General features: G+C 66.8%; 21 protein-coding genes and 1 pseudogene. 17 read left to right on the forward strand and 5 right to left on the reverse strand.

What is annotated here, in order from left to right:
* Positions 1-44: 44 nt before the first annotated feature.
* Positions 45-2,273 (reverse strand): hypothetical protein, encoded by a 2,229-nt coding sequence (locus tag NY1_RS35375; RefSeq protein ID WP_157762656.1) that lies wholly within the window; start codon positions 2,271-2,273, stop codon positions 45-47.
* 401 nt (positions 2,274-2,674) lie between these two features.
* Between NY1_RS35375 and NY1_RS43335 the strand changes: the two genes are divergently transcribed.
* From NY1_RS43335 to NY1_RS35385, 3 genes are all read left to right on the forward strand, one after another.
* Positions 2,675-2,827: a hypothetical protein gene (locus tag NY1_RS43335; protein ID WP_157762658.1), complete on the forward strand. Its 153-nt coding sequence runs from the start codon at positions 2,675-2,677 to the stop codon at positions 2,825-2,827.
* Between the two features lie 93 nt (positions 2,828-2,920).
* Positions 2,921-4,195, forward strand: a complete 1,275-nt coding sequence (locus NY1_RS35380) for an FxsB family cyclophane-forming radical SAM/SPASM peptide maturase (protein WP_067721529.1) — start codon at positions 2,921-2,923, stop codon at positions 4,193-4,195.
* Entirely contained in the window at positions 4,162-5,943 is a 1,782-nt protein-coding gene (locus NY1_RS35385; protein ID WP_067721530.1) for an HEXXH motif domain-containing protein, read from the forward strand. The genes NY1_RS35380 and NY1_RS35385 overlap by 34 nt, the downstream gene beginning before the upstream one ends.
* Before the next feature lie 28 nt (positions 5,944-5,971).
* Here the strand turns inward: NY1_RS35385 and NY1_RS35390 are convergent, their stop codons facing one another.
* Both NY1_RS35390 and NY1_RS35395 read right to left on the reverse strand, forming a co-directional pair.
* Positions 5,972-7,252 (reverse strand): MFS transporter, encoded by a 1,281-nt coding sequence (locus NY1_RS35390; RefSeq protein WP_067721531.1) that lies wholly within the window; start codon positions 7,250-7,252, stop codon positions 5,972-5,974.
* 39 nt (positions 7,253-7,291) lie between these two features.
* Entirely contained in the window at positions 7,292-7,975 is a 684-nt protein-coding gene (locus NY1_RS35395) for a hypothetical protein (protein ID WP_067721532.1), read from the reverse strand.
* A 211-nt stretch (positions 7,976-8,186) separates the two neighbouring features.
* Here NY1_RS35395 and NY1_RS43340 point away from each other — a divergent pair, with 211 nt between their 5' ends.
* From NY1_RS43340 to NY1_RS45475, 10 genes and pseudogenes are all read left to right on the forward strand, one after another.
* Complete coding sequence (locus tag NY1_RS43340; protein WP_157762659.1) at positions 8,187-8,684, forward strand: hypothetical protein; 498 nt, start codon at positions 8,187-8,189, stop codon at positions 8,682-8,684.
* Positions 8,685-8,744: 60 nt separating this feature from the next.
* The gene (locus tag NY1_RS43345; RefSeq protein ID WP_157762660.1) at positions 8,745-10,493 is read left to right on the forward strand and encodes a PT domain-containing protein; all 1,749 of its coding nucleotides are present in this window, start codon (positions 8,745-8,747) and stop codon (positions 10,491-10,493) included.
* A 12-nt stretch (positions 10,494-10,505) separates the two neighbouring features.
* The gene (locus tag NY1_RS43350; RefSeq protein WP_067721534.1) at positions 10,506-12,044 is read left to right on the forward strand and encodes a hypothetical protein; all 1,539 of its coding nucleotides are present in this window, start codon (positions 10,506-10,508) and stop codon (positions 12,042-12,044) included.
* A 129-nt stretch (positions 12,045-12,173) separates the two neighbouring features.
* The gene (locus NY1_RS35410) at positions 12,174-13,187 is read left to right on the forward strand and encodes a hypothetical protein (RefSeq protein WP_067721535.1); all 1,014 of its coding nucleotides are present in this window, start codon (positions 12,174-12,176) and stop codon (positions 13,185-13,187) included.
* Positions 13,188-13,445: 258 nt separating this feature from the next.
* Positions 13,446-13,784, forward strand: coding sequence for a YbaB/EbfC family nucleoid-associated protein (locus tag NY1_RS35415; protein WP_067721536.1), 339 nt, complete (start codon positions 13,446-13,448; stop codon positions 13,782-13,784).
* A complete protein-coding gene (locus NY1_RS35420; RefSeq protein ID WP_067721537.1) occupies positions 13,781-14,473 on the forward strand; it encodes a hypothetical protein in 693 nt (230 codons plus the stop codon). Before NY1_RS35415 ends, NY1_RS35420 begins: the two co-directional genes overlap by 4 nt.
* Positions 14,474-14,489: 16 nt before the next feature.
* The gene (locus NY1_RS35425; RefSeq protein ID WP_067721538.1) at positions 14,490-14,831 is read left to right on the forward strand and encodes a hypothetical protein; all 342 of its coding nucleotides are present in this window, start codon (positions 14,490-14,492) and stop codon (positions 14,829-14,831) included.
* 19 nt (positions 14,832-14,850) lie between these two features.
* On the forward strand, positions 14,851-15,171 hold the full coding sequence (locus tag NY1_RS35430; RefSeq protein ID WP_067721539.1) for a hypothetical protein: 321 nt from the start codon (positions 14,851-14,853) through the stop codon (positions 15,169-15,171).
* Positions 15,172-15,176: 5 nt separating this feature from the next.
* Entirely contained in the window at positions 15,177-17,840 is a 2,664-nt protein-coding gene (locus NY1_RS43355; protein WP_067721540.1) for a hypothetical protein, read from the forward strand.
* Positions 17,841-17,987: 147 nt separating this feature from the next.
* Positions 17,988-18,221, forward strand: a pseudogene (locus NY1_RS45475) (hypothetical protein); the annotation flags it as partial.
* An 89-nt stretch (positions 18,222-18,310) separates the two neighbouring features.
* Here NY1_RS45475 and NY1_RS44875 read toward each other — a convergent pair.
* A complete protein-coding gene (locus NY1_RS44875; protein ID WP_067721542.1) occupies positions 18,311-18,769 on the reverse strand; it encodes a hypothetical protein in 459 nt (152 codons plus the stop codon).
* 46 nt (positions 18,770-18,815) lie between these two features.
* Between NY1_RS44875 and NY1_RS44880 the strand changes: the two genes are divergently transcribed.
* Both NY1_RS44880 and NY1_RS35455 read left to right on the forward strand, forming a co-directional pair.
* Positions 18,816-19,913, forward strand: coding sequence for a hypothetical protein (locus NY1_RS44880; RefSeq protein WP_067721543.1), 1,098 nt, complete (start codon positions 18,816-18,818; stop codon positions 19,911-19,913).
* 135 nt (positions 19,914-20,048) lie between these two features.
* Positions 20,049-22,178, forward strand: coding sequence for a hypothetical protein (locus tag NY1_RS35455; RefSeq protein ID WP_157762661.1), 2,130 nt, complete (start codon positions 20,049-20,051; stop codon positions 22,176-22,178).
* A gap of 73 nt (positions 22,179-22,251) precedes the next feature.
* Here the strand turns inward: NY1_RS35455 and NY1_RS35460 are convergent, their stop codons facing one another.
* The gene (locus NY1_RS35460; protein WP_067721545.1) at positions 22,252-23,259 is read right to left on the reverse strand and encodes a hypothetical protein; all 1,008 of its coding nucleotides are present in this window, start codon (positions 23,257-23,259) and stop codon (positions 22,252-22,254) included.
* 294 nt (positions 23,260-23,553) lie between these two features.
* On the opposite strand from NY1_RS35460, the gene NY1_RS35465 reads away from it, so the two are divergent.
* Positions 23,554-24,372 (forward strand): C40 family peptidase, encoded by an 819-nt coding sequence (locus tag NY1_RS35465; protein ID WP_233434626.1) that lies wholly within the window; start codon positions 23,554-23,556, stop codon positions 24,370-24,372.
* 9 nt (positions 24,373-24,381) lie between these two features.
* A complete protein-coding gene (locus tag NY1_RS35470; RefSeq protein ID WP_157762662.1) occupies positions 24,382-26,022 on the forward strand; it encodes a WXG100-like domain-containing protein in 1,641 nt (546 codons plus the stop codon).
* Positions 26,023-26,053 lie beyond the last annotated feature (31 nt).

The following is a 26,053-nucleotide window of genomic DNA, read 5'->3' on the forward strand; positions in this document are numbered from 1 at the left end:
GTGTCGCGTGACGAAGTCCCGGGTGTGGGCTCGGTTCACAGTAGTCAGCCGAACGTGTGGAACGGGCTCGGGCGTGACGGATTGTTCTCCGGGTGTAGGTAATTGATCGGAAGGGTGGCCTGGAGCAGTTTGCGGCGAGCGGCCGCCGCCTCGGGTCCGCGCGGAGACGCGCCGTTGTACAGCACCTGCTCGTACTCCTGCGCGGCGTCATTGTGTCGCTGGGCCAGCTCATTACCGATCTGTCGCTGTGTGTCGCGGTTGGCGCGCTGCCACTCTTGCGGTGTGATCGCGGCGAGTCTCGCCTCCGAGCCCGAGGCGTTGAGCACCTTGTCCACGAACAGCTGGTCGACCTTGGCGGCGTCGATCGGCGCCATCGCGTGCCGCAGGAAGTTGTCGGAGGCGACCACCGCCTGACTTGCGAAAGCCATGATGACCTGATCGGAGTCGCTGTCGCGGAGATGGTTGTGAATGGCGTTGGTGGCGGCTACCGCGTTCTGCAGCGGGGCGACACCCGCGGGATTATTGGAGCGGGACGCCCGCTGCACACTCAGCACCCGCAACATCAGATTGGCCTGGTCCGCGCTGAACCCGCGCTCGGTCAGCAGCGGAATCATCAGGGCATCAGGCACCTTGCTGTCGCCCAGGCCGTCGAGGATGTTGAAACCCGATAGCAGGCTGGTCGGCCGGTCGGCGAGGGCGCGCTGCTCGGCCTTCAGACGCCAGCCGTCGCGGGCGCGTTGATTCCAGATATTGGAGTCCAGGTTCATCGGGGCGTTGTCCATGTTGATCAGCTCGGTGTCGCGACGTTTGCGCGCGTTCGGATTGAGCGGACCCGGTGTCTTCGCCATCAGCCAGGCCGTCAGGGCCGAGTTGTTGACGGTGCCCAGGGCTCCCAGCTTGGCGACCATTCCCCTGCCGAGGGAGGCGCGCGCGTGTGCTGAGCCCATCCCGAGCGCGCTGCCGCCGCCTGCGCCCGCCCGGGCCATCCCGCCCTGCACCGCGGACGCGAAACGATTGGCGATCCACTCGTTTCCGGCCGACAGGCTCCGGCCGAGGTTCTTGAGCTGAGTGATAGCGACCACTTCGATCACGCACGCGGTCACCAGCACTTTCATCACCTCGCCGTGGGCCTGGCGAAAGATGCTCGACAGCAGCAGCATGTAGACGCCGAGGAACATGGTGTAGAGCGTCATCCTGGCCGCGGCGACCAGGCTGTGCACCAGGCTGCGGATCAGATTGTTTTGCGTCGGCCCATAGATGAATCCGCCCACGGCGAAACCGAACACGGTCGCGAACGCGGTCCAGATGGTGTCCAGCGCCGCCCTGATGATCCGTACGGCCAGCACCGCCGCGAAGGCCAGCAGCAGGGCGCCGCACACCAGCACGATGACACCGGTGCCGACCTGCCCGAGGTGGGGGTGGTCGGCACGCGTGGCGGCGGTGTTGTCGCCGCACGCGCGCAGACCTTTCTTGACCGCATCCTCGTTCGCCGCGGTCATGGCCGCCGACCACATCGTGCGGCAGGCGGGCAGATCATCGATCACGTGCCCGAAGTTCCAGACCTGCAACGGAATTCGCACGAAATGGTCGGCGAGATTGCCTTGGAATCCGGTCACCAGCCGGTTGATGTTCGGATTGGCGTCGCCGGTCAGGCCCGCGGCCACCGCCACCCCGACATTGCGGCCCTGTGCGAGCAGTCCGTCCGAGGACAACACCTCGCCGAGTGGATCGGCCAGATACACCGGCCCCATGATCGCCACCGCGAGCATGGTCACCACCTGCACGACCGCTTTTGCGTGATAGCCGCGCAGCAGGAACCACGCCACGCAGAACGCCCCGATCCCCGCCGCCGCGACCAGCACGGCGGGGGTGGCCAGCTGGTGGGCGAAGGTCCGCGCCATGCCGGCCAGGCTGTCGTTGAGCAGGTTCAGCCATTGAAAACTCAACGCGTAGCCGATGAGCCAGATGGCGGTGATCACGATCGCCAGGTATCCGATGAACTCGAGCCCCAGCAGCGTCGAGATGGTGGTGTTGTCCAGGGCCAGCAGGCTGCCATGGTTGGTGACGAACTGATAGTTGGCCACCGGCACACCCGAGGAATCACGAACATCCATCCAGGCCAGACCGTCGATCCGGGACCCTCCCGAACCTCCGTCGGCGGTCGCGACCGCGCCGACGATTCCGGGAAACACGAACAGCGCGAACAGAATTCCGAGCATCCACCGGATGCGCCGCCGCCACCGCAGATCCAAGCGCGCCAGTAGGGAACGCACCGCGAGTAAGGGTAGGCAACAACCCTCTGGGTCGGAATTCATTGGTATTCCCCCATTTTCGGCACCGGACTGCTTTGTCGGGTGAGGTGACCTGAGGCGGGATCTGGCGCGAGGCTAGCCGAAGGTGTTGTCCGGCAACAACAGTTGGTTGTTACCGATGGTTGTGCCTCTCGTAACCCAGTTCTCATCAAATATTCGCTGCCGACGGCGTCGGCCTGTTCTCACCCGTGGGGGGCAGGGTGTGGCACGGATCATCTTCTCGCGCAGTAGGATCGAAACTCCGGGATGTCTCCGATTCCCCGGGTGAAATCCGCAGCTGCGCCGGCGTCGCGAGACGCAGTGCTCTCGCATGCTGATCGAGGACGTCGCGGGTAGCGATTCTCTGAAAAGGATGTATTGCCATGGGAAATCTCAGTGACCTCGTCGGATCCAACCCGCAGCGGCTGATGGACGCGGCGTCGCCTGCCCTGCGCGCGGCCGTGCACCGTCACCTCGAGCGGTCCGCCGATCGCGGTACCGCGGGCTTCAACTCCACCATCACCTCGGCGAGCTAGCTCGCCGGCGGCAGCGCGCCGTGGGCTTCCGGTCTGCCGGCTCACGGCTCGCTGTGCGGGATAACCCGGACATCACAGGAAAGGGCGTCGCCGATGCCGCAGTTCGTGGAGGAATTACCTTGGCCCGATTGGGGATTGGACTTCGCCGAATTGCGCCGCAAAGGCTGGAAGCCGTTCGCGTTCAGCGAATTCGTGATGAAGATTCACGGGCGCTGCAACCTGGCCTGTGACTACTGCTATGTCTATGAGATGGCCGATCAGAGCTGGCGGTCCAAACCCAAAGCGATGACCCGCCCGGTCTTCGATCGCGCGTGCCGGACCATCGGCGACCATGCCCGCCGATTCGGTCTCACCTCGGTCAGCCTGGTGTTCCACGGCGGCGAGCCGCTGCTGGTCGGCCCCGGTGAACTCGACTACTTCGCGCGGACCGCCCGCGAGATCCTGGAGCCGGACATCGCCGTGCACCTGGGCATGCAAACCAATGGCGTGCTGATCGACGAGGACGTGCTGCGGATCTGTGAGCGCTGGAACGTCCGGATCGGGGTGAGCATCGACGGGGGCGAGACCGAGCACGATCGCCACCGGCTCGACCGTGCCGGACGCGGCAGCTACACCCGAGTCGCGGCCGGACTGGGCAGGCTGCTCGACCCGGCGTACCGCCCCCTGTTCTCGGGCTTGCTGTGCACCGTCGACCTGGCCAACGATCCGGTGCGCACCTATGAGGAGCTGTGCCGTTTCCAACCGCCCGCCATGGATTTCCTGGTGCCGCACGGCAATTGGACGAACCCGCCGCCGGGCCGCGAACCCGATGCGAGCACGCCTTACGCCGACTGGCTCATCGCCATCTTCGACCACTGGTACGACGATCCACAACAACGCGTCCGCATCCGGCTTTTCGATGACATCATCGGCTTGCTGGTGGGCGGGCATCCGGTATCGGAAACCGTGGGCCTGGAACCCATTCGACTCGCCGTCATCGAAACCGACGGCTCACTCGAGCAAGTCGACGAGCTGAAGTCGGCCTTCGACGGCGCGGCGCGCCTCACCGTGACCGGCGAGGGCAACCCGCTGGACCTGGCGCTGTGGGAACCGTCGATGATCGCCCGCCAGATCGGCATCGACGCACTGGGGCCCGAATGCCGTGCCTGCCCGCTGCAGCGGATCTGCGGCGGCGGCCATTACGTGCACCGCTACCGGCAAGGCAGCGGCTTCCGTAATAGGTCGGTGTACTGCGCCGACCTCACCACGCTCATCGAGCACATCCACGCCCGCGTCCGGACCGAGGTGGAGGGTGCGCTCGGCGTCTCGGTATCGACCCCGTCAGGAGACCAGCCATGCCCGCAGCCGACAGCGAAACCCTCGACGTAGCACTCGACCTGAGCTCCGGATACGGCAGCGAATCCGGGGTGGCGGCATTGACGGACGGCCTGTTTGGGCTGCGGGTCATGATGCTGCGCACACTGATGAGCTGCACCGAGGACGTCCGCCCGGACCTCGCGCTGGAATTGGCGGCGGCTTTCCGGGTGCTGGCGGACCTGCAACTCGAGCACCCCGGCGTCGTGTCGGACATGCTGTGCTACCCCCACACCGGCCCCTGGCTCAACCGCGCGCTGACCTCCACCACCGGCGCGGACCACAGCTCCGCCGCGGAATTCCCGGTCGAGGCCGAGCTGGCCTACCTCGGCTGGCTCGCGGCCGCCGCGGCGGCCGTATGCCGTCCGCACGGGCGGATGGCATTGCGGGTCCGTGACGGCGTGATCATGCTGCCCGGTCTCGGACTGGCGCGCCTGGACGAGCCGGGCTACTGCGGGCCCTGTGAGATGAACTGGAACGCCGACGGCGAGCTGACGTTCACCGGCGATTTCGGCAGCATGCGAATCCGTTCCAGCGCAACAGAATCCGATCCGAGATGGCTGCCGCTGCGATTCGTGCGCGGCGGCGACACCGAACCGCCCGTGCTGCTCGATGACCTCGACCCCTACCGGGTAGTCCCGGATCTGGGTGCGACCCCACGCCTGGACGCCGCACAATCCCGGCAATGGCAAGCCGATTTCGCCTCAGCATGGGCGCTGCTCACCCACGAGATGCCCGCCTGTGCCACCCCGATGCGCAAAGCGCTGCGCAGCCTCGCCCCGCTGACCACGCACCCGGTCGTCGATGCCACCAGTCACACTGCCGCCATCGGGGTCGGGTGCGTCTACACCACCGCGCCGGCCGATCCGTGCCAGCTGGCCCTGACCCTGGTCCACGAAATCCAGCACACCAAATTCAACCTGCTCATCGATCAGGTGGAGCTGTTCACCGCCGACCCCGAACCGCGCTTCTATGCGCCCTGGCGCGATGACCCCCGGCCCATCCACGGGCTCATGCACGGCATCTACGCCTTCTTCGGCGTCACCGACTTCTGGCGGACGCACCGGCATTCCGAATGCCACGGTGAGCTGCAATCGCACGCCGACTTCGAACTGTGGCGGTTGCAGGTCGGCATGGCCATAGATCAGGCGCTGGCCTCGGGCCTGCTGACCGAGGCGGGCACCCGGTTCCTGACCACCCTGTCCGCGGCCATGCGTCCCTGGGCCCGCGAGCGGGTGCCGGCAGCTGCCCGCGGCGCGGCCCGCTGGTCCGCCACGGCACACGAAACCTTTTGGCGGGTACGCAATCTGGTGCCGAATCCAGATGTGGTCGCCACTTTGGCGGCCGGTTGGTGGCTGGACCGGCCGATCACTGTTGAGGTGAAATCCACTGCAGCACCACAGGAAAAGATCCCCGACAGCCACCGGCGGCTGCCCCTGGCAGCGTTGCTGAAGATCCCCGGCGGCCGTGCGCTGACCGCTTCGAACGAGGTGCAACACACGTCCGCGGATCGGGCATTGCTCTCCGGATACCTGAGTGAGGCACTCGCGCGGTACAGCGGCGAGCTGCGCGACGATCCACTGCGCCCGCAAGCATGGGCAGGATTGGCCGTGTCGCTACCGAAACTGTATGGGGACAACGCCTTTCCCGTCCTCAGGGACCACCCGGAGGTCGCCGCGCACGTCTATCGGGTTGTCGGGCCCGAAGTCGAACCGGTACCACTGCTCCGCTACCTGTCGACCAGCGCCGTCGGAGCGCCTTGACGCGCGATCGGAGTTCGCGGGCTCCACGCTAGCCTCGCCGCCCGTCGTGGGAGACGCGAGTGATCCAGTTCGGCGGGCCGGTCGGCTCCGGGGGAGCGGGAGGCCGCGGGTCGGCCAAGCGGCGGGCGCGTCGTGCCATCAGCAGCATGGCCAGCACAATTATCCAGCCCGTCGCCGAAGAACCGAGCAGGGTAAGCAGAGTGCCCGACAGCAGGGCGCCGGACGCGGTGCCGGCGTGGCCCATCAGCTTCGTGGCCGCGAAGATTCGCCCCACCATCCCCTGCGGGAAAGCCCGGACCCGGTACATGGTGAGAGACACGTTGCCGATCGGCGCGGCGAAGCCCAGACCCATCCAGCACACCCCCAGCACCAGCGGATTGTCGAACAGCGCGATGGGCACACACAGAAAGACCCACGCCCACAGCATCGCCGTGAGCGCGATGCGCGGGTTGATCCGATCGGCCACCGCGGCCGCCGGTATCGCACCGAGTAGCCCGCCGAGGCCGGTGGTGCCCAAGACCATGCCGATCACCCACGCCGGATGGCCGCCGTCCTTGACCTTCACCGTGAGCAACAGGATCAGAATCTGGAACAGGATATTGGCCGCGCCGAGAATCGCCGTCGAGTCCCTGGCGAACGGCTCGGACCACATGCCGCGCAGACCTGCCCACGCGTGATTCCAGTTCCAGATGCGCTCGGGCGCAGTCGTATTCGACTCGGACGGGTCAGGTGCCCTGGTTCGCATCTTCGACAGGGTCCACAGGCAGTAGAGGTACGACGCCGCATTGGCCAGGAACGGCAGCGACCGCGCGATGCCGAGCGTGACAGCGCCCATCGACCGGCCGGCCATATTGGCGATCGGTTGCTCGGCCTCGAGGAAGGAGAACGCGGCCGCGCGTTGCGGCTCGGCCACGACATCGCGCACCAGCACCAGCTCACTGGTGTTGAAGAAGACGTAGGCCGCGCCTTCGGCGAACGCGGCCGCAGCCAGAAACAGCGCCAGTCCCGGCGGGCGCATCGTGATCACGACCGCTGCCAGCAGCGTGGATATCAAACCCAGGCGCTGGCAGGCGATCAGAGTGCGGCGCCGGTCCCGATAGTCGGCCACGACCCCGGCGGGAATCTCGAAGATCAAGCCCGGCAAGGCGAGCGCGAACGCCACCAGGCTCGCCGCGACCGCGGAATCGGTCAACAGCAGCGTCAGTAGTGGATAGGCGATCCGGACGCCCTGCAGGCCGACATGCGAAGCCGCATTGCCGGACCACAGCAGCAGAAAGTCCCGGTTGCGGAGGACGGACGCACTACCCATGTCGAATCAGCCTCGGTCGGAATCGAATCGGATGCGCGTCTACAGCAGTTTGCTCGCGAAGGCCGCGATCGTGCGCAGCCCGCTACGCCAGGAACGAAGCACCGAGACCGCCGCCGACAGGAAAGACACCGCGATCGAGGCGTAAGCCCACTCGGTCAGCGCGGACGCGCGGAGCGAGGAAGCGGCATCCGCCGGCCAAGGGTAGGGGGAGGTGCCGCGCAACGCGCCGACCACCATGCCGATCTGAGGTCCCAGATCACTTCCCATACCGAGCGCTTTGCCCACCTCCGGGATCTTGCTCTGCAGGGTGAACGTCTGAGCGAGAACGAAGATCGCGATCGCGACCGCCGCCAGGGCGGTCACCGCACCGGCGGTCTCGTTCCCCCGGAACACCGCCTGCCACGCCGCGACCACCAGCACCAGGGTCGCGACCACAATGAGGATCGCCCACAGCGCGCCCACCTGCGCACCGGGCGGGGGAGCCTGCGACCACAGGTTCAAATGCCTTGTGGTGCGGCGTATCCGGCCGAACGCATCGACGGTGGCCTTGCCATCCCATCCCGAGGCGACCATCCACGGACGGACCATCATGAACAGCAGCACCACGCTCGCGATCGCCGAGACCGCATACGGCCACCGCGCGCGGAACTCCGCGGTCACCGAACGTCGCGGACCGTCGCCGGACGGCGCGGCGGGCGGCTGTGAAGGCGTCGTCTGCACCATCGACTCAGAGTAAGGACCCGCGCGGAACAACCGTTCCCAATCGTGGGGGTCCGCAGCGACGGCCGGAAGCGCTGGAATTCGTTCCCACAATTGGGAATCCAAGAGAATACAGCCGAAGGCCGCCCGGAACAGGTTCGGGCCCAGCTTGTTTCGTCGTGGATGTAGCGGTGCGGAGACGAGATCGCGCGCCCGGCCGGGTGAGGAGTTCTCGATGGGATGGTCCGACAACCTCAGCACCATCGGAGGTCTCATCGGGATGGCAGCCGGTCCATGGGGCGCGGGGGTGATGGCATTCGCTGGTAGTGCGATAGGTTCGGCCATCGACGGCGAGAGCCTCACGAGCGGATCAGTAATGGGGAAGGCAGCGCTTGCCGGCGCGACATCCGCGGCAGGTGGGACCCTGGTCGGCTTCGCCACCAAGAAGATCTTCGGTGAGGCGATAAAACGTCTGCCGCTTCTGTTCCCCAGTTTAACCAAGGCATTTGGAAAGAATGGCGGAAGTATTTTCAGTCGCTGGGGTCATCTCGTAGCGCCGGTGAAGCGTCCTGTGCGCGGAGCAATTTTTGGCGCAGCTCCCGGCGCCTATGGCGGTAACCGTTTGGGTGAGATGTTCTTCGGTCGAGACTATGGCACCATTCCTACTCGAGAAATTCCATATAAACCGGTTTTGGGAAGCAGGAAATCAGCCGCTACTCAAGCTTCTTCGTAATTCAGGAAAGATCTCGTTACAATCGGATGGCTTGTGCAATCACTAAGGAGGTGATCCAATATGCTGGAAGAGCTGATTAAGATACCAGATAAAGGTGAATTGGAGAAATGGCCTCCGAAATACAGACTATCTGATGAAACCGAGAGATTTTACGTCGAACTTGCTCAGAAGATCTACGCGACCTTCGACAGCCTTGGAACGGGTGCCACGCTACCGCCGCCTGTGCTTGGCGATATGCCGCAGATGTCCTTGTTGTCCGAAGGCGTAATGAAGGAGCATGGCTACACGGCGACGAGTTATATGGAACGTCGCGACCAATATGACCAAATTGTCGAGCATCTGAAAGAAGCCGACAAGGCTATCGCAAAGGCGGCAAAAGCGGCTGAGAATATCAATTCTCAGATTCGATCCGAGCTAATCGAGTTGGTTCGTAAGATAAATGCCAATGCCAGCTCTCCGCCTGTCGATGGTGGTTCGGAGGACCTTCATGTATTGGATTCTATCCTCTATGCGCACAACGTCTATGCCACCAGAATGATGGAATGGAAACCTGCAATTGACGACCTGGGTAAGACTATTGCAGAGAAGGATGCGGAAATAGCACAGTTGAAGAAGGCGGCTCAAGACAAGGCTGACGCAAAGGGTGACGGGACGGGTGACGGGAAGGATGACCGTCGTCCCTCTCTCGATCCCAATTCGCAAATACTCTCGGAATTGCAGCGTCGGCTGCAAGCGAGCGAAACCAATCAGGGGCTGAACTCCACACTGCCGGGGTCGAGGCTCGACAGCGGCGTGGACTACGACCGGCTGTCGAAAATCTTCGATCCACCGGCCGGCAAGAACGACGCTGTCGAGAAGGCTCTGCGGGACGCGTTGGACCCCACGGGCACTGATACCCCCGCGCCCGGCTCGACCACACGCCCCGGCTCGGAGACCATGCCTCCCTCGACCAGTCCTCCGGCGTCCGCCGAGCCTCCCGGGGTATCGGGAGCTCGTCCGGTCGCGGACTGGGGCGGCGGAAACCCGTGGTCGTCGCCGTACGGCGGAATGGGTGGCATGTACGGCCAGAACAATCCTTTCGACCGCTTCGGTGACGACGACCAGTATCGAGAACGCTCCTCACGGGATCGGGACGAGCACGAGCCGGTGCGGGCCGTGCCCGCCGTGGCCGCGCAGGCACCGGGCGCGCCCTCGGCCAACCCCGCCTCCCAGCCGGTCGCGCAACCCAATGCCACGCCCCCCGCCGGCAATGGCGCGCAGCCCGCTGCCCAACCCACCGCGCAGCCTGCCCTGAACAGTCCCGCCGAAGGCGACAAGGGTGTGACTTTCGACTTCTACGACAGTGTCTCGCAGATGGTTTCACCGCTGGTGCATAAAGCGCTGATGGCAGCCGGGGTCCACAAGGATCAGGTCGCCGCGGCCGAGAAACCGGCCGCCGCCGACGCACAGCAGGCGTACGCCGACACTGCGGCGAAATGGACCGACAACAAGAACATCGGCGACCGCAAGGACCCGATGCAGTTGGTCACCGGCGCTGTCGCAGTGTGGGAGAACCCCGACCGCACCGCCCTCGTACGGGTTCAAGGGACGGGAGCCGACGGCATGCTCGAGGTGATCATCGACGGCAAGCTCGTTCCGCTCCCGGAAACCACCGGCGGCAGCAGCGGATTCGGCGACTTCGCGGGCTTCCGGCATCCGCCCGGCATCGAACTCCCGAGCGCGACAGCGAAGACCGGCGACGCGGCGGTTCCGATGATCGATCCGGCTACGTCCGCGACCGCCTCGGCGACCGCCTTGCCGGCAGTGTGATCGGACAGGGAAATGGCAGACGGCAATCTCAAAGTCGAACCCAGCGAGTTGTACGACCTCGGGCGAAATTTGCAGACCGCGGTCGCGGCCGCACGCCTGGCGCGACCCGGGGAATGGGTCCGGCCCGCAGGTCACGAAGCACAATCGGCACAGGCTGCGGAGGCTTTCAACAGAACCCACGCCAACATTCAGGCCGAGCTGCTGGAACAGCTCGCGACACTGACCCAGCTCGGCGGCGTGGTCGGCCGGGCATCAGGTGAATACGGGGAAGGCGACGAATCCTGGGCTCACCTGATTCAAGGTGGGTACGGTCGCGGCGGGACCCGCATGTTCATGGACCACTATGGCGCCGACGGCAATCCCGGCGGCCCCGGGTCGCAGCTGCCCGACGAAACCACGATCCACCGACCAGCCGTCGAACCCGTCGCGCCGGTGGCCGACCCCGCCAAATACGCCGCCCAACTGCACGGGGGGCCGGGAGCCGACTCGGCTCGAGCCTTCGCCCACTCACTGCGCCGATATTTCGCCAATGACCATACAAGCGTTCTGGGCGCGGTCGACGCGGCCATTTCGACACTGGGGAGATGGGAACCGCACGGAGTCGCGAAGGTTCCCGAAGTGGTGAAGATTCGTTCCGAATTGGATGTTCTCGGCGAGCGGATGGTACGACTGGCCGGCGATGCCGAAGCCTACGCCACCGCTTTCCAATCCGCCTCCGCCCACCATCCGGAAGCGGAAGTAATAGAGCGCGCCAGAAAGGAAGCGCTGGACAAGACGAAAAGCGCGCTGGACCACTCGATCGCTCTGGCCAAGCTGGCCAAGATTCTCGGCGTCGCGGACATGGTGAAGGCCGATTACACCGCGCAGGTGGATCTCGTGAAACAGGAGAAGGAAGCCGGGACGGGAACCACACCCGAGCCTGGGCCTCCGAAGAACACGGGTGCGTCCGCGACCGGCGGTAGCGCCTCCTCCGGTGACTCCTCGGCGATGACGACCATGCTGGGGCAGATCCTTACTGACGTGATGGGCAAAGTGTCCCAGCTGAACCCGAGTGGCGGCGGCGACCGTTCCATACCCGGCGATGGCCTCGAGGGTGAGCCGTACGAGGACGAACTGCCGGCTGTGCTGTCCTCATTCGGTGGTGGCGGGGGAGGTGGTGGTGGCGGTGGTGGCGGCTCGGAATACACCGGGGCCGCGCCGGCGGGGGGATATCAGATCGCGCCGGTGCCCGCGGTCGCCCCCGCGACCGCGCTCAGCAGTGGATCGCCGGTGCGTGTGGCCGGTGAGTCAGTCGCAGCGAACGCAGGCTCGGCTCGTGGCGCGGCCGGGACACCGTATGGTTCGCCGTACATGCCTATGGCCCCCGGTCAAGCGACCGCCACGGGCGGCGATCGGGCTCGCAACGGCGAATGGCATCCCCCCAGGGTGATGTACCAGGACTCGACCCCGCACACCGAGTTGGTGATGGGTGAGAAGCCCGCCATCGTGCCGACGGTGACACCGCTGACGCCCAATCCGGCCAATCAGCCCAATTCGGGGACCGCCACATGAGGCGCGTCCGATCTCGGCATGGGGACGAGGTATCGAAACGAGTTGCAGGAGTGATGATTCCGATTCGGAACAGGTGCCCACGCGCGATCCCAGGCTCGCCGGGCGCCGGTGGGCGTGACAGGAGCAACCATGGCCGATGAAGCTTTCGCTGACGCCGGAGTCGCCGTCGCCCCGGCAGCGGGTATACCCAACCGGGCCGGAGCATTCGGGGAGAGCGAGGACGGCGTAACGGTTTTCGTCGACCACGAGGTGCTGGACAGCCTCGCCGAATCGTTGTCGGCGGCCACGGACAAGGCCTTCCAGAGCTTGCCGGATCGCGGAGTCATGCCCGCGGGCTCCGAGCCGCGTTCGACCTCCGCGGCGAATGCGTTCAATGCCCGCGCCGCGTCGTGCAATGAGGAGATCTGCGTCATCCTCAACCGGTTGTTCGGTTACGCGCAGTACATCCGCGACGCGAGTGCCGCATACGACCGAAACGACGAAGACGGCGCGCAACGCGTCCGCGGCGGCGGACAGTCCGGTGCGGAATTCGTGTCCACGTCGGCGCGCAGGGTGAGGCCGCCGGTGGCGTACATCTGTTTCGTCGTGCCCGAAGGACGAGATTTCGCTGATGCCGCCATATACGCGGAGGCGTTGGAGACAGGAGACGGAACGGGAACGGGATCTGCTGAAGCCGTCGTCAAGTCGATCGAACACAAGACCCGCGACGCCCTCCGAGACCTGGATGCCGAACTGGCCCACGATATTCTGCGGGTGCGGGAGAGCTGGAAGCCGGTCGGTGCGGCAATGGCTTTGGTGCTGAGCGGAATTCGCGATGAGCTGGCAGAGTGCGCCAGCCGTATGGAGCAACTCCGCACCGACGTGGACGACTACGTCCACGCCTTCGAAACTGTCCAGAAGGATCACCCGCTTGCATCGGAAATCCGTGAGGCCCGCGCGCGGATCGAGCCTGCCACCGGGGCCCGGGATCGGAAGAATTTCAGTCCAATCGAGCTGTTCAACGCTCAGAACGACTATCTGCACGTGCTCAAGACGGCCTTGAAGGCCCGGGCCGCATACGAATACAGAGTCGCTGATGACGAGTTGGCGCACAAGCGCAACACTCACGCTCCCGACGCCGCGATGTTCCAGGGAATGGCGTAGCACCGATGCGCAACTCGGTCCCGATCAGTTCCGCGCCCCCTTCGGCGCGGAAACGGTGCTTCGGTCGCACCCACGCGAATCCGGCCGGGATCTCCCCTCTGCCAACGAGGTTCCGGCCATAGGAACGCCGGGATGACGGCATGCCGTCACGGTGCTGAAGCGATGCCCGGCAGGAGAAGCCGCCGCCGAGGCCGATGAACCGGAGCTCCCCGACGAGCACCGACCGACCAACCCACCAACCGAATCAGGAGGCTCCGCGTGAGTGACATCCACCCCGACGTGCAGGCCGCGCTCGACGCCGCCCGCGACCTACGCCACCGCATCGCGGACATGCGCGAGAAGATCAATGCCATTCGCGCCCGCCGCCCTTCGCCCTCGGGCGGGGTACTGCCCGAGGTCGACGCCATGGGCCGATTGACCGACCTGTACCTGGCACCCGGCACCACCGAACGCTTCGACAACGCCGGTTTGGTCGCCGAAATCATGGCAGCCATCCGAGACAGCACCGCCGACGCCGGCCGGCAGTACCAGGCGTTGATGGACGCCGATCCGTGGCCCCTGTCCGAGACCGCCGACGAATCGAAGCAGCCGGCATGACCGGTGTCCCGGAGGTCACCGTCGCCGACACGATCCGCTGGCTGCACGACGAGGGCCTGGCCCGGCTGGCCGGCATCGGCGTCGACGCGCCCACTCCGCTGGTGGCCTACACCGTCGAGGTCGCCACCGGCATCGTCACCACCTTTCCCGCGTCGGTGCACGGCCCGGGTACCGACGTGCAGGCCGTACCGGCCGATGACCTGCCCGGCCCGGTGGCGAACGTCCGGCGGCTGGTCGTGGTCGGCGTCACCGAGACCGAATCGGTGCTGGTGCTCGACCTGGCCAATATCGCGGAGCTCGAGGTGCATGCCGATCGGCCGGAATCGACGGTGCGCGCGTGGGTGACGCAACTGTTGCTGGATCCGACCGTCACCATCGCCACCAACAGCCCGGATCTCACGATCAACGCCGGCGATCGCTGCCGGCAGACCTTCATTCCCGGCGGCGGCACCATCGTCACCGTCGATGATCGGCAACCGCCGGTCACCACGATCTCCCTCACCCCCGGCCTCGAAGCGGCCGATCGGCTGGAGGTGGCGCGCGACGGGTCCGGCCGGCTGTATCTGGGCGAACGTTTCTGGCAGTTGCGGCGTGTGCTCCGAATCGACGACCTCACCTGGGCCGCGCTCACCGAGGATATGGAACCTGAAGCGCCGCAATATGATTCGAATCCACCCGGGATTCTCTGAACCGTAGGAGTCTGGCATGACCACCGAACCCGACGAACTCGACCCCGACGCCGCGAATCCGCGCACCCTGACCTATCAGGTTTTCAACCCCGACGACACGGTCGGCGTCGCCTGCAACCGCGACGGCGAGGTCGTGGGCCTGCATCTCACCGACGAAGCCCGCGACAACGGAGACACCTGGCTCGCGGCCGAGATCCTGCGCCTGGCTCGCCTCGGGCATATGAAATCCCGGGTCGGGCTGCGCGCGGAAATGGAACGCAACGGCACGCTGCCATACACCATCGATTCGTTCGACTTGCCGACCGAATCCGCCTACCGGGCAATGGAGATCGCCGAATTCGGCAGCGCCCGCCCCTGACCCGTACGGGAGACCCGCCATGGCGGACAAGATCGACATTGACGACCCTGATGCGGTCATCGCCGCCGCCGACCGTGTCGCGGACGCCGGGGCCGCCGCATCCGGCGTTCTGCTGCGCGTCGCCGGCGGGCTCCGCTCCGGTGGCCACTCCGAACTCGACCGCGCGCTGAAGAGCGAAGTATCGCAGCCGGCGTGCGACGCGATCGAGGAATTCGCGCCGACCATGGCCGCCCGGCCCGAGCAGCTGCGCGGGCAGGTGGCGGCCGCGATGCGGGAGCTTGCCGACGCCGATATCGGCGCGGCACGGAGTATGAGACACGCGGCGCGCGAATCGATCTGACGCCGGTGGAGCAACGGCTCGAACACCCGAACTGGAACGCCATCGTCGGCGACCACTGGCCCGAGATCGGACCCGAGGACTGGAACGCGATGGCGGCGCGGGCACGAAGCGGCGCCACCGACCTCGACCTGCCCGGCTTCGAACAGGCACTGCGCGACTTCGAAGGACGGGCCCGCGCCGGCGCGGCCATGACCGCGGCCAAGGACGCACTACGCAGCACCCAGAAGCGGTTGTCAGCGGCGCACGAAGCCCTGGGCGTCGCGGCCGAAGTCTACGAGGAAGCCGCGGCGCTGGTGCATCGCACCAGAAATCGGATACTGGACGTTGTCGACGAAACAGAAGCGCAGCTCGGCGCACTCGACTCCGAAGCGGCGCAGGATGATTCGGCATCTGAGGATTCCGTGTCGGCGCAAAAGGACCGTGCGGCGCGCAGGGACGAGATCGTCAGCGCCGCTCGCGCCGAGATCGCCGGCATCGTGTCCGCCGCGCGGAACACGGTGACCGTGAACGGATTCCCCGGCCTCGCTCGCATCACCGAGTTGCTTGGGCAACCAGGCGTCCCACCGCACACCGGCGGAGCGCACGCCGGACCGGCTGCCGGGCCGACCGCACCGCACGGTGAACAGACGGGCGGCGGGACCGTTCCCGCTTCCCGCGCGCCGTGGGATCCCGCGCACTATCCGGCTTCACCGGCTTCACCGGCTTCACCGGCTTCACCGGCTTCACCGGCTTCACCGGCTTCACCGGATTCGGCCGCACCCGGCCAGGAATACGAAACGGCGCTCGTTCGCGGCCAAGAACTTCCGCCTGGTGAAGTATCTACCCATGGCGTCGGTCCGGCCGTGACCGACAGCGTGGGCCGAGGCATCAATACAACAACCGGCCGGAGCGGACTCGAAACCGACACCCCGGCCTCCGAGGCTGCGGGCGAGCCGAACAGGCAGGCCCGACATGGACTTCTCGGCACCGATTCTCCCGGGTACGAAAAGCCAGGAATCGGCGCCGCGCCGGCCACTTCCACCGCCATGCACCAGGTGTCCGAAAAACCCTCGTCCCCAGCCGATTCCGAGCAACCGTCCGAAGGCACACACGAATCGCCCACGAACGAGCACCCGGTCACCGCGACGCGAACAGCCTCCGATTCTCTGGCGTCCCAGCTCGACGATACGAACGGCGCGGTGGCGGACTCCGGCCAGCGCACGTCCGGCGATGCGAGTACCGCATCGCTCGCTCCGCCGATTCCGGCCGCCTTCGCCCCAGCAGCCGCGAACGGACCGCTGGCGGCGTTCGGAGGTTCGGCGCCCACCCGAATGACCACGTCCGGTTCGAGTGTCGCGTCCGGCTCGGTGTCCGCGCTCGGTTCGACGGCCGGGGCGGGCACCTCCGCCGAGACCCGAACCGCCGCACCGCGATCGGCATCCTCGCCCGGCGGAGGTTCTTACACGCAGGACCGGTCGGCAACGACACCCCGCAACGCATCGCTCGCCGGTTCGGCTGCGGGCGGTGAGTCACCGACGGGCGCCCGGCCCAGCTCCGGCACGCCCGCGTCCCCGGGACCCCGGGCGGGTTCCGCCCCGCCGGAACGCTGGCATCAGCCCACAACCTCGGAATCCGCGCCGCAGGGGGAAGGCATGGAGGGGGGCATGCCGGGCGCGCTGTCGGTGGCCGAGGCGGTCGGGGCCGCGATGGCCGCGACCGCGCCGGCCGGTGTGCTCGGCGAACGAACGGACGGCGATCTGGTGCTGGCCCGGACCCTGCTGCGCAGTGTGCTCGCCGCCGTGGACCGCGGGCCGGTGGCCCCGGACTGGGCGGTGGCCGTGCTCCGCCACAGCAGCGGCGTCACCGCGTTCCTCACCTCCAACGAAGGGCGCGGCTGGTTGCCCGCCGGGCTCTATCTGCCCCCCGAGGTGCGCACGCCGTGGATGTTCGACAGTGCCCGCGCCGCACCGTGGGAGGGCATCGACGATCCAGCTCGGATGCTGGCCGAATTCGCCCTGCTGTGGCAGGCCGCGCAGGGCGCTCCGATGACGGCGCTGGTTTCCTCGCGACCAATCGATCCGCGGCTGCGAGCGGCATTGCCCGGCGTCGCGGTCGATGACGGTGTGCTCGGGGCTCCGGATGTCGATCTGAGCGTCCCCGCTGCCGGTCGGCTGGACCGGCTCGCCGCTACGGCCGCGCCGACACTGCTCGAACGCGTCGCCGCGGTACCCGAGGGTCACATCGAACGTCGCCGTGTGGACCTGGCCCGGGACGCGCACGACCGGTTGAGTCCCAGCACCGCGCTGGATGGACTGGGTGTACGCGAATTGCGCGCGCAGGTCCTGGATGCGATGCGACGCGGTACGACGGTGCCGGACTCGCTACGCCAGGAGCTGTCCGACGCCGACTACTTGATCGCCGCCGCCGTGACGACCAAGCGCCTCGCGGTGACCGATATTCCGCTGGGGGAGTTGCGCGCCGACCGCGATGGCGCCGCACTCACCGCGGTGCGGGTGCTGCATCTGGAGCGGTGTTGCAATGAACTGCTGCTGGCGCCGCAGGAGGCCTCGGGCCGGGATCGGTTGCGTGCGGCCGTATATTCGCATGCCTATATCGCGAACCACCCGCTGACATCCGGTACTTCGCCGACTGCGGCCCGAAGAGCCGGGGCCGGACCGCGAAAGTCATGATGCCCCGGCGAGATTCGTCAAGAACCGGAATTGGCGTTCGAACCATCAACCAGGACAAAAGGTTTCCGCCCGCGAGATCATTCCCCACTTGTGGGAAGGCTCGACAATTGTCAGGTCAGAGGAGAGGCGAAAGGAGCCGGAGTCAGCATGTCCGACCGTCTGAAAACCGACCGCAACGACTTGCTCAGACTCCGGCAACAGCACCTCGATATCGCCGACGAACTCGAACGATGGGGCAAACGGCCGGAGGACTGGCTCAAAGAATTCCCCAAAACTTACGGCAGCATCGCCGCCCCGGTGTACAAAGCACTCGACGGCTACTACCACGCCCGGGAACGCGCCGTGCACCGACTGGCTGAGCAGCATCGCGAAACCGCGCGATTGCTCGGTGAAGCAGCGGAGAGGTTCTCGCAGGCCGACGAAGAGGGACGAGCAAACCTTCTCGGCGCTCACCCGGACGCGCGGGCAAGTCATCCGGCCGCCGGCGGATCGGCGCCGATTCCGTTTGCGCCCGACAGCACCTCGGTCCCGCCCATGAGTTCGCCCTCGGCTCCCCCCGCCGCGCCCTCGACCCCGGTCACCGCACCTTCGATTCCGGCCGCCGTGCCGGATGACCAGTTGCCCACGACGCCAGGGTCTCCTGCCGCGGGCGGTGCGCCCGCCGCCGGTCCCGCGCCGGTCACCACCGGCGCGACGCCCGGCGCCACCGCCGGCCCGGGCACGGTAGCCGGGCCGGACAGCCCGGTCACATCCGGCCCGGCCGCCACCACGGCCATCCCGGGCGGGACATTCGCGGAAACCGCGAGCGACTCGGCCGGGTCATCCCGGACCGGCACCGGTGCCAGTGCCGCCCCGTCCGGGACGGACCCACTCGCGGCCTCGTCCACCACCGGAACGGATTCCACGCCCACCACGTCCGCACCGGCCACGACTCCCGGGGCAGCCGCGCCGATCCTCACGCCGTTCGCGGCTGCGGTGGCCGCTCACGGATCCGCGCCCGCCGACAGCCCAGCCGGCGCCGCGAGTACCACCGATCTCGAGGTCGCTCGCACCCTGCTCGGCGCGGTGCTGGCGGCCACCGAGAACAGCGCGGTCGGACTGGCCTGGGCGGTGTCGGTGATGCGTGGACCCGACGGACCGGTGGTGTTCCTCACCTCCAACGAGGGACGTGGCTGGCTGCCCGCCGGAATCCATCTGCCCAGCGGGATCTCGACACCCTGGCAGTGGGATAGAACCCTGGGACCACGCGTCACCTCGGCCTGGGAGGGCGTCGCCGATCCGGCTCGGGTGCTGGCCGAATTCGGCCGCGTCTGGGGCCCGGCATCGGAGAGCGCCCTGACTGCGCTCGTCTCCTCCGGCCCCATCGACCCCAGCCTGCAAGCCGCGCTGGAAGGCGTCGCGACCGAAGGTTTGGTCGGGCCCGCCTACGATCTCGACCTCCGGATACCGACTCCCGGCAGCGTGGATCGTCTCGACCTGTTCTCGCCGCCGCTCGCCGAAGATCCTGCCGCAGTGGCGGATTCGATGCTGCGCGCCCGCTGCCTCGAGCTCGCGATGCGGGCGCATATGGAGGTCGGTGCGGCGGTGCGCACCCCGGCGCAGGCGGTCGCCGTGCGTTCGATGCGCGAGCGGGTGCTCGCCCTCGCCGAGGCCGGGCAGCCGATTCCCCGGCCACTGTGGGACGACCTACGCGCCGCGGACGAACAATTGGCGGCCGATATGCTCTCCCATCGCATCGATACCGGGCGAATCGCTTTCGGCGAGCTGCCGAGCGTTGGAGAGCCGGAAGTATTGCGGGCGTTGGTGTTCGAGCGACGCTGCACCGAACTGGCGCTATTGCTCGCAGGTGACCTCAGCCGTCAAACCTTGCGTGACGCACTGTATGCCCACCAGCAGATCGTTTCGCATCCGTGGTACGCGGAGCAGCCGACAGGCACCATGCCTGCGCGGGTATCTGCTCCAGCAGCAGGCGTTTCCGCCGGTGCGGCCGGCGGCCTGGTAGCAGGTCCGCAGTCCAGTGTTGTTGCGCCCGTCGACAGCGCGCCGCCTGCCGTCACGCCCGGAAACAGGTGATCCATTGGCGACCACGGAAGCCGTCGCTCTCCGCCGGTGCCCTCCCAGTTCGGCTCTAGGAGGACACACTCGATTGTTTGCCATCGAAGAGAGCATGGGCGGGCATCTAGGGTTCGGCATGGGCAGGGGGCGGAGATGAGCACCGAAGATCTCGAACGATTCGTTCGCCCATGGGGGCAGCGGGAGGTCGATACGGACAAGCTCATCGACCGGTTCTCGCCCCCGGAGCCGAGACCTACCGTCCCGGACCCCGTGGGTAGATCCAGGGAGTACACGAACACGAATCCGAACGCCGCTTTTCGGCAGCGCGCGCCATTGGACGAACCCGGCGTCCCGAAGGTCTTCGGCCTAGACAACAACATCCTGTCTGTAGGAGATACCCTTCACCCCGGCCAGAAGATGACCGTCAAGGACAGCGAGGGCAAGGTCGCCTACACGCTGCAGTTCGACGCCAACAAAGACCTGACCATCTACGGCAAGGATGGCGAAACGCCCCAATGGCAGGCCGGCCTCGGCGAATTCAAGGGCCCAGGGGCACGATGGGCGACCATCGGACCGGATGGTTCGCTGGTCGTGAAGGAATACACCGACAAACCCGAAAACGCGAAGACTGTCTTCTCCACCCTGACAGATCAGGCGGGTTCCACCGGTCTCGCACTGAACAGCGACGGCACACTGAACGTCCTGGACAAGGACGGCAAGGTCACCTCGACGACCGTCGCCCGTGCGGATCCGGAGAAGCATGAGTTCCGGGTAATCCTCCGGCTTCCCGCTTTATCGCCGTTACCACCGAAATGGCTCCGCGCCTTTCTGGAGACCGCGCAACTCCTGCTGCAAGACCTCGTGGACGGCCTGGGCGTCGGAAAGGCTGCCGAATTACCGGATCTGAACGAGCTCCTGCGAAACGCGCACCTGCCCAGCCCGCAACACGGGCGCATGGCTGACCAGTACAGCTCGCAGCTGGAGAAATTCGAGTCGATCAACACACAGTTGCGCGCCCTGCACCTGATGGCGGGAGGGGCCGCCGCGTCCATCCTGGCGATCACCCAGAAGGCACTGCCGGAGGTCAAAAAGGAAATCGAGAACTTGCGGCAGGTGTTGCTGACCGCCAGCCAGGATCGCTCCGGTGACCCGTACGACAGCAAACGAGACCTGGTCCGTGCCGAGATGACCGCGGCGACCGCGACGCGACTCGGGGATGCGATCGCCGACTGTCTTGGCCGTGTAGGCGCGATCGTCGACGAGGTGAAGGCCGAAGCCAAGCGGGTCGCTGCAGGATTGGACTCAGGCCCGCTTGACGAGCTGGCTGCCAGTAGGGCAGGCGCGGCGGAAGCTGAGCGAGCCGCGCGGGCTTCGGCGGATGCGGCCGCCGCCGCCGCGGCGGCCGGGAAGGCGAATGCTGCCGCGAACCCCGCAGTCAACGGAGTCGACCTGCCGGGCCCGCTCGGCAACCCGGCCGGGAATGAGGAACTGATCAAGGCGATCGACGCGGCGACCTCGAAAATCGAGGCTGGTGCCGCCGGTCCGGCCACGACCCCTCCGCCGGCCACGACCCCTCCGGGCACGCCTCCACCGGTCGGCTCCACCGGTTCGCCGGGCAACCCCGGCGGTCAGAACGCCGGCGGATCCGGTGGCGGCGGAATAGATTTCTCGTCGATTCTCATGATGGCCATGCCCATGGTGATGATGGCGATCCCCATCGTCATCCAAGTACTGAAATGGCTGCACGACGAAGCCGAGCGCACCCAGCGTCGCGAAGAGGAAGCCCGGGAAGCCCGCGAGGCGTCTGCCGAACCTCGATCCGGAGTCGTGCCTGCCTCCGCCCCAGCCGAGCCCCCGCTGATCGCGGCGCCGCCCGCGCCCGGCGCGGTTCCGGTCGACGAGGTGCAGGCGGTGATCGACCGAGCATCCCCCGTGGTGGCCGATGCGCTACGGCGCGAAACGCAGAATCCCAACGGCTGCGACGCCCGCGCCGCCTACCTGGGCACTGCGGGCGAGGAGTCGCCGGAGCATCCGTGGAAGCAGATCAGCGACACCGAGCTGAAGACCGGGGATGTGGTGCGCTGGAGCAACCGCAGCGCCTTGGCGGTCATCGAGAACGGCACCATGCAGATCATGGTCAACCGCAGGCCGGTGCCGTTCGGTAATCCAACCCAGATGCCCGACGACGGTCACGGCCCCTTCGGTGATTTCGAAGGCTATTTCCACCCCACCGGCGTCGATGTGGCCGTACCCGCACCGAAACCCAACGCCATGGCGGTGTAGCGGCGCCGTGCTGCGTGGGTGGTCGGAGTTCAGTTGCGTAACAGCGTGTTTCGGATTGTCGAACCGAACGTCTTCAGGCTGAGACCTTTTCGGCCGCGCCCACCTTTTCGGCCGACTGTGGCTGCGAGGACGGCACGGTCGGTACCACTGCCGCGGGTTGGCCGGAGGGCACGCTCGCCGTGGTCGCGGCGGGCTGGCCGGTTCCTGTCTCCGGTGTGGCAGCGGGTGCGCCCGGCTCGCCGGGTGCGGGAACGGAGCCACTCGCCTTCTGCTCGGCGCCCTTCTCGTGCTTCTTCTTCTCTTCTTCCTTCTTCTCCTCGTCACGGTCGCCACCCAGATCCAGCTGCTGCAGCAGATTCGGCAGCATGCTGGCCATAATCATCAAAGGCATCAGCGGGTTGCTTGCACCACCGTCGCCGGAACCGCCGCCACCACCATTACCGGCCGCGCCTGCACCACCGGGCGCCGGATTGTTCCCGGGCACGGGGCTGTTGCCGCCCGGTACGCCTTGACCGCCCCCTGCCATCTGTTGATTGCGGAGCGCCACATGATGCACCTTGGCGACGATGTCGTCCACCGTCCTGGCGATCTGCTCCATCAGAGCCGTCTCCTGCCCGGCGTTGAGCTTGCCCGACCCGACCGCCTGCAGACTCACATTCTGCGCCTTCACCTGCTCGGTGATCTTGGCAAGCACACCGTCCTTATCCTCGGCCACCACGATCGCCACCTTGAGCACTTCGGCGTCCTGCTCGAGCAACTGAGCACGCTTGGCCTGTACTACCGCGAGAGTCTCACGGTAGGCCGCATCGGTTTCGCCTCGGCCCAGCGCAGTGAACACCGTCGGGGTCAACGCCGCAGCCGGCCGAGGCGGTGGAATGGGCGCGCCCCGGCCGAGCAGATCGACCGCCATATTCTTTGCGGCATTGGCGAATTCGACGAAGGCCCGCAGTCCGGCCGAAGCGCCGGGCGGGCAGATCAGGTCCGGCACATGACCGTAATGCCGCCCGATTCCCGCTCCGCCAGGCAGGTCGCGGGCGGCCTGGGTGGATAGGAGCGAGGCATCGCTCACGTCCTCGGTCATGCCGGTCCGCACCTTTCCGTCGATTCCCCTCATTCTCGGGCGTTCCCAAGTCTGGGGATGGCCGCCGAATATGTTTGGGGCATAGTCAATTCGGGTCCGGTCGATACTGCTTCGGGGGTTGCCGGGATCGATCGGACCCATCACAAACGGAACAAGTGGGGAGCCAACCGGTCTAAAGGGTGGGTGAAGTGAATGGTGGCGTTGACCAACGATCTACACGGCGTCATGGAGTCCTTGCTCGGGCTTTACGGGGTGGGGTGGCCCGATCGTGCAGCCGTAGCCGAAGGACGGGCGATGACCGAAGCCGAGACTTCGATGCACGGCCCGACGGCCCGCGCCTATAGCGAGACGAGCGGCATGCATCGTGCGGTCGTCGATTCGCACACGGGCAGAGACGGTGTGGTTCACCAGGCCGTCGCCACCTCCGGCGGCACGGTCACCGATGGCCGCAGCAGCCTCAACTACCAAATCGCAGATCTGCGCTCCCGGATCCAGGCCATCACCGCGGTCGGTGACAGCCGATTCAGCGGATCCGCACTGCTCGACGCCGCACACACCGCGATCGAGAAAGCAACCAGGCAAGTCGATTCGGATACCACCGCCGCACGCAAACTGGCCAGCCAGATCATGCCGCCGTCAACTCCGACCGCATTGTTCGGGCGCGGAAAACCGGCGGGCGGCCGACGCAGCCGTCCCGCCCGCCGTCGCCGTCGCCGCCCACGCTCGAACACGACGACAGGGGGCGCGGCAGTGCGCGCCGCGGGCAATTGGCTCGGGACCCCCTACATCTACGGCGGCGGTGGTGCCACCGGCCCCAGCGGCGGCGGCTTCGACTGTTCGGGCCTGACCCAGTACGCGGTCGCTCAGGCCTCCGGCGGACAGGTCGTATTGCCGCGCACCAGTCAGGAACAGATCTACGCGGGCGTGCGCGTACCCGTCGAGGATGTCCGGCCGGGCGACCTGGTTTTCCCGGCGGGATCCTTCGGCCCGACCGGACCCGAGCATGTACAGCTGGCCGCAGGCAACGGGATGGTCATCGAGGCGCCGTACACGGGCGCGTCGGTCCAATGGTCGCGTATGCCCGACAAAGCCGTAGTCGTGCGGGTGCTCTGACCTGCGACCATGACGATCAAACTTCCGCACGAGGTGGTTTTCTTCCTCAACATCATCGGGGTGCCATACCCCGATGTCGACGAGGACCAGGTCCGGGCATTGTCCCGCCACGTGGAGCAGTTTCGGCGCAACGTGCAGGAGACACACGAGGCCGCGACCGTCGCCGTGAACGACATGGGGAGCGTGTATTCCGGCTTCTCCTACCAGGAATTGCTCGCATCCTGGGGGCGGATGAGCACCGGCCACATGCGAGTGCTGGATTCAGCCTGCCGGGTGGTCTCGAAAGCACTGGCCGTCGCCGCCGACGTCATAGTGGCGATCAAGGTCGCTGTGCTCGCCGAGCTCGTGGCGCTGGCCGCCAGCTACGCGGCGTTGATGGTCGCGGCGCCTGCGACGTCCGGGTTCTCGGTCTTGGGGGCAGGATCGATCAAGATCGCGACCCAGCGGATTTTGACGCAGATGCAGAAGTCCGTGATCGGGTATCTGATCGCCGAAGTGGTCTCCATGGCGATCGAGCCCTTCGAGCACGCCGTCGAACAGATGGTGAGCGGCGCGGCCCAGCATGCGGCGGTCGCCTTGCTGGATGTACCGCCTCCTGGCAGTTCGCCGGACCGGATAATGATCGATCCGGATCGGGTGTTGCATTACGCGAGCGTGCTGGACGGGTATGCCGACGACATGCTCGGTCACGCTGACGAATTCGCCCGTAATACCAGCGGTTTGACATTCGAATCGGTGTCAGGCCCAGGCTCAGGGGCGGGCGTGACAGCCTCACCGCAACCGGCTGTGCCGCTCGCGGCGATCTCGTCCGCGCCGGGAACCCAGCCGTTGGTCGCCGACTCGCGGACGCTCAGTCCCGACTCCGGCGCAGCAAAGGTGATCCCGCACTCGACACCAGCCAGCGCTCGACACCCGTTGCCCGCAGCGGCATCGCCCGACGAATCCGATGCACCACAGCCGATTCCGGGCTTACACGGGCAAGCCGGTGACGAGCGTGCCGCGACGTCCACCCCGGATCGCACACCTCCTCCGGCGTCGTCCGCGCAGCACGAAGAACCCGGGCCCCAATCGATTCCCGGCGTCACCGTCGGCACCCAGGGAACTGGCGTGCCGGTCACCCGAGGCGAGTTCGGCAGCGAGGGCCCGGACCGAGCGGCCGGACACACTGCGAATTTCGGTCCACGGCAGGCAAGCCAGGAGCAGGCCGGCGGCGCCGCCTCCGGCTCTGGCAGTGCGTCCGCCGGAACGGCGCCGGCCGCCGTGGGCCGCGGGCAAGGAGCTGTATCCGTGGCCCAGGCTGCCCACCCACCCGTCACGGCCTGGGCATCCGCCGCTGGAGGGCCGAGCGCGACGGAATCACCCGCTTCGCAATCGAGTCTTGCACGGGCACGGACCATCAGCGCAACGGAATCAACCGCGCCGCAATCGAATACGAACTCAGCCGCTGGGCAGGCTCCCGCCGCGGTTTCAGCCGAGCAGCCGAACCTGGTACCCGCGCGGGTGCGCGGCACCTCCCGCCCGAACCCGTGGAGTGGGGAGAACGCGGCGAACCGGGCCGCGCCGGATGCGGCAGATAGTGACGCCGATGCCGCCACCACACCGTGGTCAAAGCCGATTGCCGAGCCCGTGTCCTGGAACGGAAGCACGTGATCAAGCGGCCGCCGCGCTGCTTGCAAATGCT

The organism is Nocardia yamanashiensis NBRC 100130, assembly GCF_001613325.1.
Taxonomy (GTDB): domain Bacteria; phylum Actinomycetota; class Actinomycetes; order Mycobacteriales; family Mycobacteriaceae; genus Nocardia; species Nocardia yamanashiensis.

What these genes read in the sequence shown, in the direction of transcription:
- NY1_RS35395 (WP_067721532.1), bottom strand. Translation starts at nt 7,975, where the DNA reads ATGGTGCAGACGACGCCTTCACAGCCGCCCGCCGCGCCGTCCGGCGAC.
- NY1_RS35380 (WP_067721529.1), top strand. Translation starts at nt 2,921, where the DNA reads ATGCCGCAGTTCGTGGAGGAATTACCTTGGCCCGATTGGGGATTGGAC.
- NY1_RS35430 (WP_067721539.1), top strand. Translation starts at nt 14,851, where the DNA reads ATGGCGGACAAGATCGACATTGACGACCCTGATGCGGTCATCGCCGCC.
- NY1_RS43340 (WP_157762659.1), top strand. Translation starts at nt 8,187, where the DNA reads ATGGGATGGTCCGACAACCTCAGCACCATCGGAGGTCTCATCGGGATG.
- NY1_RS35390 (WP_067721531.1), bottom strand. Translation starts at nt 7,252, where the DNA reads ATGGGTAGTGCGTCCGTCCTCCGCAACCGGGACTTTCTGCTGCTGTGG.
- NY1_RS43335 (WP_157762658.1), top strand. Translation starts at nt 2,675, where the DNA reads ATGGGAAATCTCAGTGACCTCGTCGGATCCAACCCGCAGCGGCTGATG.
- NY1_RS35465 (WP_233434626.1), top strand. Translation starts at nt 23,554, where the DNA reads ATGACCGAAGCCGAGACTTCGATGCACGGCCCGACGGCCCGCGCCTAT.
- NY1_RS35425 (WP_067721538.1), top strand. Translation starts at nt 14,490, where the DNA reads ATGACCACCGAACCCGACGAACTCGACCCCGACGCCGCGAATCCGCGC.
- NY1_RS35460 (WP_067721545.1), bottom strand. Translation starts at nt 23,259, where the DNA reads ATGACCGAGGACGTGAGCGATGCCTCGCTCCTATCCACCCAGGCCGCC.
- NY1_RS43345 (WP_157762660.1), top strand. Translation starts at nt 8,745, where the DNA reads ATGCTGGAAGAGCTGATTAAGATACCAGATAAAGGTGAATTGGAGAAA.
- NY1_RS35420 (WP_067721537.1), top strand. Translation starts at nt 13,781, where the DNA reads ATGACCGGTGTCCCGGAGGTCACCGTCGCCGACACGATCCGCTGGCTG.
- NY1_RS35385 (WP_067721530.1), top strand. Translation starts at nt 4,162, where the DNA reads ATGCCCGCAGCCGACAGCGAAACCCTCGACGTAGCACTCGACCTGAGC.
- NY1_RS35410 (WP_067721535.1), top strand. Translation starts at nt 12,174, where the DNA reads ATGGCCGATGAAGCTTTCGCTGACGCCGGAGTCGCCGTCGCCCCGGCA.
- NY1_RS35455 (WP_157762661.1), top strand. Translation starts at nt 20,049, where the DNA reads ATGAGCACCGAAGATCTCGAACGATTCGTTCGCCCATGGGGGCAGCGG.
- NY1_RS35470 (WP_157762662.1), top strand. Translation starts at nt 24,382, where the DNA reads ATGACGATCAAACTTCCGCACGAGGTGGTTTTCTTCCTCAACATCATC.
- NY1_RS43350 (WP_067721534.1), top strand. Translation starts at nt 10,506, where the DNA reads ATGGCAGACGGCAATCTCAAAGTCGAACCCAGCGAGTTGTACGACCTC.